General features: G+C 67.7%; 15 protein-coding genes. All 15 read left to right on the forward strand.

The features are described 5' to 3' along the window. Window positions 1–38 precede the first annotated feature (38 nt). The 15 genes from JWQ81_RS43525 to JWQ81_RS43595 all read left to right on the forward strand — a co-directional run bounded on the left by JWQ81_RS43525 (window position 39) and on the right by JWQ81_RS43595 (window position 7,039). Window positions 39–407, forward strand: coding sequence for a hypothetical protein (locus JWQ81_RS43525; RefSeq protein WP_297551495.1), 369 nt, complete (start codon window positions 39–41; stop codon window positions 405–407). A gap of 1 nt (window position 408) precedes the next feature. Beyond that, window positions 409–1,215 carry a hypothetical protein gene (locus tag JWQ81_RS43530; protein WP_297551496.1) on the forward strand — a complete coding sequence of 269 codons (807 nt, stop codon included), beginning with the start codon at window positions 409–411 and terminating at the stop codon, window positions 1,213–1,215. A gap of 217 nt (window positions 1,216–1,432) precedes the next feature. Next, the gene (locus JWQ81_RS43535; protein ID WP_297551497.1) at window positions 1,433–1,753 is read left to right on the forward strand and encodes a hypothetical protein; all 321 of its coding nucleotides are present in this window, start codon (window positions 1,433–1,435) and stop codon (window positions 1,751–1,753) included. Window positions 1,754–1,842: 89 nt separating this feature from the next. Continuing rightward, window positions 1,843–2,493, forward strand: coding sequence for a hypothetical protein (locus tag JWQ81_RS43540; protein WP_297551498.1), 651 nt, complete (start codon window positions 1,843–1,845; stop codon window positions 2,491–2,493). Beyond that, window positions 2,490–3,140 carry a hypothetical protein gene (locus JWQ81_RS43545; RefSeq protein WP_297551499.1) on the forward strand — a complete coding sequence of 217 codons (651 nt, stop codon included), beginning with the start codon at window positions 2,490–2,492 and terminating at the stop codon, window positions 3,138–3,140. Before JWQ81_RS43540 ends, JWQ81_RS43545 begins: the two co-directional genes overlap by 4 nt. After that, window positions 3,137–3,397: a hypothetical protein gene (locus tag JWQ81_RS43550; protein WP_297551500.1), complete on the forward strand. Its 261-nt coding sequence runs from the start codon at window positions 3,137–3,139 to the stop codon at window positions 3,395–3,397. The genes JWQ81_RS43545 and JWQ81_RS43550 overlap by 4 nt, the downstream gene beginning before the upstream one ends. Further along, window positions 3,394–4,026 (forward strand): hypothetical protein, encoded by a 633-nt coding sequence (locus JWQ81_RS43555; protein WP_297551501.1) that lies wholly within the window; start codon window positions 3,394–3,396, stop codon window positions 4,024–4,026. The genes JWQ81_RS43550 and JWQ81_RS43555 overlap by 4 nt, the downstream gene beginning before the upstream one ends. Further along, window positions 4,026–4,361 (forward strand): hypothetical protein, encoded by a 336-nt coding sequence (locus JWQ81_RS43560; RefSeq protein ID WP_297551502.1) that lies wholly within the window; start codon window positions 4,026–4,028, stop codon window positions 4,359–4,361. The genes JWQ81_RS43555 and JWQ81_RS43560 overlap by 1 nt, the downstream gene beginning before the upstream one ends. Beyond that, window positions 4,358–4,579 carry a LuxR C-terminal-related transcriptional regulator gene (locus JWQ81_RS43565; RefSeq protein WP_297551503.1) on the forward strand — a complete coding sequence of 74 codons (222 nt, stop codon included), beginning with the start codon at window positions 4,358–4,360 and terminating at the stop codon, window positions 4,577–4,579. The genes JWQ81_RS43560 and JWQ81_RS43565 overlap by 4 nt, the downstream gene beginning before the upstream one ends. A gap of 11 nt (window positions 4,580–4,590) precedes the next feature. Further along, window positions 4,591–4,998: a hypothetical protein gene (locus JWQ81_RS43570; RefSeq protein ID WP_297551504.1), complete on the forward strand. Its 408-nt coding sequence runs from the start codon at window positions 4,591–4,593 to the stop codon at window positions 4,996–4,998. A gap of 32 nt (window positions 4,999–5,030) precedes the next feature. Continuing rightward, window positions 5,031–5,516 carry a hypothetical protein gene (locus JWQ81_RS43575; RefSeq protein ID WP_297551505.1) on the forward strand — a complete coding sequence of 162 codons (486 nt, stop codon included), beginning with the start codon at window positions 5,031–5,033 and terminating at the stop codon, window positions 5,514–5,516. Continuing rightward, window positions 5,513–5,779, forward strand: coding sequence for a hypothetical protein (locus tag JWQ81_RS43580; RefSeq protein WP_297551506.1), 267 nt, complete (start codon window positions 5,513–5,515; stop codon window positions 5,777–5,779). Before JWQ81_RS43575 ends, JWQ81_RS43580 begins: the two co-directional genes overlap by 4 nt. Next, a complete protein-coding gene (locus JWQ81_RS43585; protein WP_297551507.1) occupies window positions 5,776–6,267 on the forward strand; it encodes a hypothetical protein in 492 nt (163 codons plus the stop codon). The genes JWQ81_RS43580 and JWQ81_RS43585 overlap by 4 nt, the downstream gene beginning before the upstream one ends. Beyond that, complete coding sequence (locus tag JWQ81_RS43590) at window positions 6,267–6,725, forward strand: hypothetical protein (protein WP_297551508.1); 459 nt, start codon at window positions 6,267–6,269, stop codon at window positions 6,723–6,725. The genes JWQ81_RS43585 and JWQ81_RS43590 overlap by 1 nt, the downstream gene beginning before the upstream one ends. Continuing rightward, complete coding sequence (locus JWQ81_RS43595; protein ID WP_297551509.1) at window positions 6,722–7,039, forward strand: hypothetical protein; 318 nt, start codon at window positions 6,722–6,724, stop codon at window positions 7,037–7,039. Before JWQ81_RS43590 ends, JWQ81_RS43595 begins: the two co-directional genes overlap by 4 nt. The last annotated feature ends 554 nt before the right edge of the window (window positions 7,040–7,593 follow it).

A 7,593-nucleotide genomic window follows, 5' to 3' on the forward strand; every position in this document is an offset into this window, starting at 1 on the left:
GCGGATGCGCCGCGGATGCGCTGCGGTGGGCGCAGGCGATGCAACAGGCCGCCGACATCGCCATCGCGCAGCGTGAAACGCGGGACCTCCGGCGTGACCTGTTCCTCGCGTGCTGGCAGGAGTGGACCTACGAGTACCGCGGGGAGCGGTGCTACTTCGAGCTGCCAGCGAACTGGCCCATGACGATCGACCAGTTCATCGCCGCCGGCCTCGATCCGGACGACCTGCGGGAAGCAGTGGACGAGACGCTTCGGCGCCCGGCTATCCGGGACCGCTGGAAGTACTTCTGCGGCGTCACCTGGACCATCGTCCGCCAGCGTCAGCAGACGGCCAGCGAGCTGCTGGCGCACCAAGAGCCCGCCGCCCCGGCCGCCAAGGTCCACGATGACGGAGGGTGGCACTACTGACATGCCGATCCGATTCCAGGTTGACTCTGACTTTTACGACCATCCCAAGACGACGGGAATGTCCGACGCCGCGTTCTCCCTCTGGGTCCGCGCCGGTTCGTACTCCGCGGCGAAGCTGACGAACGGCTCCGTCTCCGAGGATGTGCTCGCGCTCACCCTGCGGTCGAACACCGAGGTCGCTGACGAACTCGTCCGTCGCGGGTTGTGGCGACGAAGGAAGGGTGGCTACGTCTTCCATCAGTGGGAGCGCAGGAACCTCACCAAGGAACGGGTCGAAGCGGACCGCCAAACGGATGCCGCACGGAAGCGCACGGAACGAAAAAAAGATGTATCTCCCGAACTAAGAGACCTTCCTGAGGGGGTTGTGGATAACCCTCCGGACGAACCGAAAAAAGCGGGAGCAAATCGAACGTCGCAGGTCAACACGGCAAATGTCCGACCGGACTCCGACTGGAATCCATACGGAGTCCAACCGGAATCCGAGGGGAGTCCAGACGTATCTGTGTCTGTGTCTGTGTCTTCTACTGGTGGAGACTTTTCTAGGGGGGGTTACGTAGGTAACGCGAGCGCGAAAAACCCCCCCTCCAAATGCCCCCAGCACATCAACGACCCCGACCCGCCTTCGTGCGGCGCCTGCCGAACGGCCCGCCTCGCCGCCGAGCAGTGGCACCGCGACCAAGCCGCCGCCGCCGGCCGCTGCGGACTCTGCGACGGCGACGGCTGGCGCTGGGACCCCGCTGGGAAACACCGCGGCGTCACCAGCGACCGCTGCAACCACCAACGACCCGAACAGGCGGCCACCGGATGAGCCACCGCAAACACCGAGTCCACGGCCGCAACGGGCTCTTCGAGTTCGCCCTCGAGGGAGGCATCACCGAACCGCCCAGCGACAACCCGCTCACCCGCCCCTGCGCCACCTGCCGCGCACCCGCCGGCCAACGCTGCCGACGACCCAGACCACGCCGCGGCTGGACCGAAATCCCCGGCTACCACGACGCACGAACCCAGACACCCCAGGAGAACCCGTGATCACGCTCTACGGCGCCAGCGACGACCTCATCGAAATCGACGGCGACATCCGCGAGGAGTTCAACCCCGCCGACGGACCCGACGGCGACACCGGCGACCTCGTCACGTTCTCCAACGGCCTCGTCCTCCGCATCCGCTACACCGACGGCGGCTTCTGGCGCATCGACCTCGTCCACGGCCAAGACCTCGTCGAAATCGTCCCCTGCCCCGAAGACGACGAAAAGAACTACTCCGACCGCGCCACCATCACCGGCCCCGTCGACTGGGTCACCTGCGGAAACACCATCGCCCGACCCCACGCCGCGCGCCTCCACTGAGGGCCCAAAACGCGCAACACCCCAGCTCAAGCCGCTGCTTGACCCGTCCGGACCGCTGACCTGTCCGAACACACCCGAGGAGACCCCCGATGCCTGAACCACGCGTCTTCCGCGCCGGAGACCCCGAACCCACCGACGTAGCCGAAGTCCAGCACACCAGCAGCCAACGCTTCCAGGCCTGCGTCACGGTCGAGCTCGTCGCCGGGGTCGAGGTCTCCCGAAGCCAGTGCTGGACCGCAGGCGACGGCGACCCTCTCGACTGGAGCGACCTCACCCGACGCCTCGGCAGCTGCACGCTGACCGAAGTGGTCGACCCTGACCAAGGTGGCCTGACTGGATCATCGGTGATCGTTGAGGGCACCCGTCCGGCCTCCCAGGATCGCCGTGACGGGACGAACACCCCTCCGCCGGTCTCCCAGGCCGACCAGGACCCCGCAGAGGGGCTTAGCGGCGAACTGAGGGCCACTCTCGCGGCGTATCTGGATCGGGTTCTGCTCACCGAAGCGTGGGAGGAATCCGGCGAGGAGATCGCCGACGTCGTGCTCCGGATGGCCAGCGAAGCCGGATGGCGGCCGCCCGGCGATGTCGAGTGGGGCTATCTGCGCGCAGGCGAACTCGGCCTAGCCAAGGACTACACACGCAAAGCTTCCGAAGCCGTCGCCAGGAGCGGCGGTACCTATCCGGGCTGGGTCACAGTCCAGCGCGTCGCTCCCGGCCCATGGACGGCGGTGACCGAGTGAGCACCCCCGCTGGGCACCTCGAGCACGCCGCGCAGATCCTCGCTGTGAACGCTCTCGGCCGCTACGCGCAGGAGTACTGCGCCGACCACCTGAGCCCGGCCGACTTCAAGGACGACGCCGATGCCGACGTCCGCGCGCTGGCCGACGCCGGCCTCCTCGCCGACCCCGAGCTCAAGGCCGAGCGGGACATGCTCCGGATCGACCTGAACACCACCGAGGAGCAGCTGGCCGACGCTCGCCGCGAACGTGATCTCGCCGTCGCCCACGACCGGCAGCCGTACCCGACCGCATGGGCCTACGAGCAGGCGTGCCGGTCGCTGAACGAGCGCGACGCCAGCATCGACGAGGCGTTCGGGATCCTCCGCGACGCCGGTGTGCCGCTCGGCGGCGAGTCCCTCCCGAACCGTGTCGGTGCGCTCGCCGAGCAGCTCAAGGTCGCGCTGTGGCTGCACGCCGAAGCCGTGTGGAAGCGGGACCAGACAGCCGAGGCCCTTCGTGGGGCCGCGATCGTGATTTGCAACCAGCGGGACCGCATCGACAAGGCTCTCGCGCTGCTCGCTGACACCGCGCTGATGCCAATGACCATCGGCGACTACCAGGCGCTTAAGTTCGACGTCCGCGCCACGCTCACCGGCGGTGCAGAATGAGCGATCGACTGCTGTTCGTCCTACGGCTCCAGTACGAGCAGGAGCAGCGCGAGCTGCTCGCCACGACCCCACAGCAGGAGCCACTGCCGTTCGACGGTGACGGCTCATACCTCGCCGACGCGACACCGCAGTTCCACGGCTCGACCGTCGGCGTCTACCGGCACACCGAGGCAGGAGAACCCCTGTGCGCTCCGTGCGGCGCTTGGGTTACCGAACTGACCGACGCCGGATACGCACGATCCGGTGGTGCCGCATGAGCGTCCCGATCCCCGCGACCGCAGCCCTCCGGCCCACCATCGGCGGCGCGGTCATCCCCTACATCAACGTCCGCCTGGCCGACGGCGGCGTTGACTTCCGCTCCCACCACACCGCCCGCTCAGCCGCCTGCTACAGCGGACAACGCTGCCAACTCTGCGGTTCACCGCTGAGGCAGCCGATCGTGTTCCTCGCATCCGCCGACGCACTCCGCGCACTCCTGTTCGACGAACCACCACTGCACCCCGAATGCGCCCGCTACGTCACCAAGGTGTGCCCGGTCGTCGCCGGACACCGCACCCACCACGCCGCCGGCCCACCACTCGCCGCACGCCACCGCGGCCAGACCTGCCCCGAACCCGACTGCGACTGCGGCGGCTGGGTACAGAAACCCGACGCCTACGACGGACCAGCACGTCCCGCGCTGCCCTGGTTCGCCGTCTACGTCAACCACTACGAACCCGCTTCCTACACCGACACCCCAGACGTCGTCACCGCGGCGATCTGCACACCCGCCGACGTCCTCAAGGTCATGCAGGTGTCAGCACCCGGCGAAGGCGGCATGTGGCTGCGAGTCGCAGACCCGACCGCCGAGTACGTCCCGCCCGTCACCACCACAGGCGGTGCCTGATGACCGACACCACGGTGACCGCGCTGGTCGAGTCGGAGGACGACTTCCAGCGCTTCGTCACCGACCTGGCAAAACGGTGCGGGTGGCGCTGGATGCACATCCGCAAAGCGAAGGTCCGCGGCGACCGCTGGGCCACACCCCAATCCGGCGACAAGGGCTTCCCCGACCTCGTGCTCAGCAGGGACGGCGTCGTCCTCATCGTGGAACTCAAAGCGGATCTAGGCCGGTTCCGGCCCGGCCAGAAGGAATGGCTCGCCGCGGCCGGCCCCAACGGCCGCTGCTGGCGACCACGCGACAAACAAGCCGTCATCGACGAACTGCGGAGGCGTCGGTGACCATCGCGATCAAGCGCGCCGAGCGCGACCTCACCGCCCGCGAACTGCAGGTGCTCGTGCTGATCGCCGCCGGCGGCACCGACGCAACTATCGGTGCCGCCCTGTTCCTCGCGCCCACGACCATCAAGTCGCACGTCTACCGCATAGCGCTTGTGCTCGGCACGACCACCCGAACCCAGTCCGTCGCCGTCGCCATCCGCCGCGGACTCATCACATGAAGGAGACACCCGTGTCCGAGCCCAACTACGTCCCCATGACGGTGCCCGCCGGCTCTTGGTCCAAGGTCGTCAAGCAGATCGAGCACGACCTCGGCGGCCCGATCCTGCCGCACACCCCCGCACCTCTAACTCCCAGCGAACTCCCAGTTGCTCCCAACCTTGGAGTTGCGCCGACACCCGCCGAGACGCTCGCCCTGGCAGACGAGCTCACCGCGGCCGGCACCCCGGATGAACTGCTCGTTGCCGCAGAGATGCGCGCGGCCATCATCGAGCACGTCTGCGCGGAGTTGCGCGTTGATCCCGCCGAGATTGGTGTTGGACAGCACGACCACGACTACGGAGTCATGCCCACGGTCGGCTTCCACGAGCCGCCGCAACCCGGCTGGCTCGCGCGCGTCATCCGCCGCGTCTTCGGCTAACCAGCACACATTCAGCAGAAGGAGGTGCCGCGATGCCGGACAACACAAGCCCGCAGCAGAAGGAACTCACCGCGGAACGCAAAGTGAAGATCGTCGCGTGGCGCCGAGACGGAGTCACCTTCGAAGAGATCGGCCGGCTCCTCAACCCCGACGCCCCGCTCACCAAGCAAACCGTGTGGGAGCACTACAAGCGGGCACTCAAGGAAACCCCGGCGATGGAGGTGCAGCAGTACCGCACCGAGCAACTCGAACGCCTCGACGGGCTCCTCCGCTCCGCGCGCGAGGTGCTCGACAAGGAGCACATTGCCGTGTCGAACGGCAAGGTGATGCGGAACCCCGACAGCGGCGAAGTGCTCCTCGACGACGGGCCGAAGCTGCAGGCCATCGAAACGATCCGCAAACTCGAGGAACGCCGCGCGAAGCTGCTCGGCCTCGACAGCCCGGTGAAGGTGGAGCAGACCGGCAGCACCACCGTGAACTACCTCATCAACGGGGTCGACGTCGGGAAGATGACGTGAAGCCCACTGTCATCCCGCTCGGCGAGCCGCGGTGCTGGTGCTGTGCGGGCATCACGCACCGAGTCGACGGCGAGTGGCACGCCCGGTATCTCGGCCCCGCGGTCGCGACCTGGACCGGCCCGATCGGCAACGTCACCTACCTGTGTGAGCACTGCCTGTCGCTCTGGTTCGACAACGCCGACGACGACGAGTTCCTCGAACCGCTCCGCGTCCAGTGGATCGACGGCTCCGGCCGCCTGCTCGACAACCTCGTCCGGTCATGACCGACCACCGCACGGGCCCGCGCCCGATGGGCCTGTGCCCGGTGTGCCTCGAGCTGCGCCACCTCCGCGCCGGCGGACTCCTCGGCCAGCACAAGCGGATCTACCGCAAGTACTACCGCTCCTCCTACCCGTGCCCCGGCGTCAACCAACCCGCCCTACTCGAAGGACCACACATGCCCGAACCGATCCCTGCCACCGAGACGTTGATCACCGTGTACGTCTCCATTGGCAACAGCGACGACAAGCTGACCCAGCGCAGCTGGTATGACTTCGTCCGCGACTACCGCCGTGCCATGCATAGCCATGCCAAGCAGGTCTACGGCGAGTGGTACTCCGCATCGGACAGCGAGTATCAGAACGCGTGCATGGCCGTCGCCGTCCCGGCCGACTGGGTCGGCGCGCTCCGTTGCCAGCTCACCAAGATGCGCACCTACTACGACCAGGACTCCGTTGCCTGGGCCGTCGTCGCCGAAACGGAGCTCATCTGATGACGAACCTCGAGCCGCTGGCCGACGCACCACCGTCGTCCCGTGAACCGGCCCACGTCTCCATCCACCAACGCGGGACCACGAGTGCGGTGTTCGTCAACGACCACGACGTCGCCAACGCCTGCACCGCGGTCACGGTGGCTCTGCAGGCCGCGCTGCCACCGGTGGTGACGCTCACGATGACGCCCGGCGCGTTCGAATACGACGGCAACGCCACCGTCAAGATCGACGACCGCACCGCCGCCGCGCTCGCCAAGCTCGGCTGGACCGCGCCGCCGCCAGAACCCGCACCGCTGATCGAGTGGGGATACGGCTTCGTCGACTCCGGTGGTGTGTGCGGCCCGACGCAGGAAGCGACTGCTCGCCGCAAGGCATCCGAAGACCTCTCTGTCGTGCTGCTACGGCGCACGGTCGCATCCGGCGGCGAGCCCGGCGAGTGGCTCGAGGTCAACCAGTGACGATCCCCACGCCCCCGCCGACCCGCCCCGTGCAGCCCGGCAACGCCCCGTTCCGGCAGATGCCCGTCGGCGGCACCGCGTACGTCGCCGACGCCGGCCAGCTGCCGGACGACAGCGTGCTCCTCGAGGAGGCGCGGATCGTGCGGCTCCAGCCCGGCGACGTCGTCACCGTCACGCTGCGGTACGTCAGTGACGAGAAGGAACGTCACGAAGCCTTCAGCTACCTGAAGCGCGTGTTCCCCGACAACGAGGTCGTCATCCTCGATCAGGCCGAGCTCGTCGTCGTGCGCGCCGAGGAGGCCGCCGGTTCCTGACCAACCCGCGACACAACGCTGCCCTCACCCAGAAACCTGAGTGAGGGCAGCATCACGAGATGAATCAGCAGCTGGGGCAGCCGGTCGTGTCGGCAGGGCAACTGACCGTGGAGCCGGTCAGCCCGCACGGAGGGTAACCGCCAGCCCGAGGCGCCAGCTCAACGCACCGGCGAGTCCCCTCCAGCACCTGATCGGTACACGGCCGGTCAAGCACAGCAGCAGTCGAGATCGTGATCGTCATAATTCCCTTTCATAGAGCCATCCTCAGCCCGGTCTCAATCCCGGGGACGCCGCACGAGCACCGGCGTTTCGGCTCAGAGGGTGTGGGCTAAACCTTTCCGGATCCGCCGCACCTGGGGCACGTGTCGCGATTACCGCCACACGTCGGGCACACGTCAGGAATAGGCACGTTCTGGTCGAGCATGGGATCCTCCTAGGAGCCATCATCAGCGGGGTCACAATTCCCCGGACGCCGCACGGACACAGCGTTTCGGCTCAGCGGTGCAGCTTGAACGCGACCGTGCGCAGCCCGCCCGGATCGGTGACCACAAACC

Origin of the sequence: Amycolatopsis sp. (assembly GCF_025464955.1) — a bacterium.
Lineage (GTDB): Bacteria > Actinomycetota > Actinomycetes > Mycobacteriales > Pseudonocardiaceae > Amycolatopsis.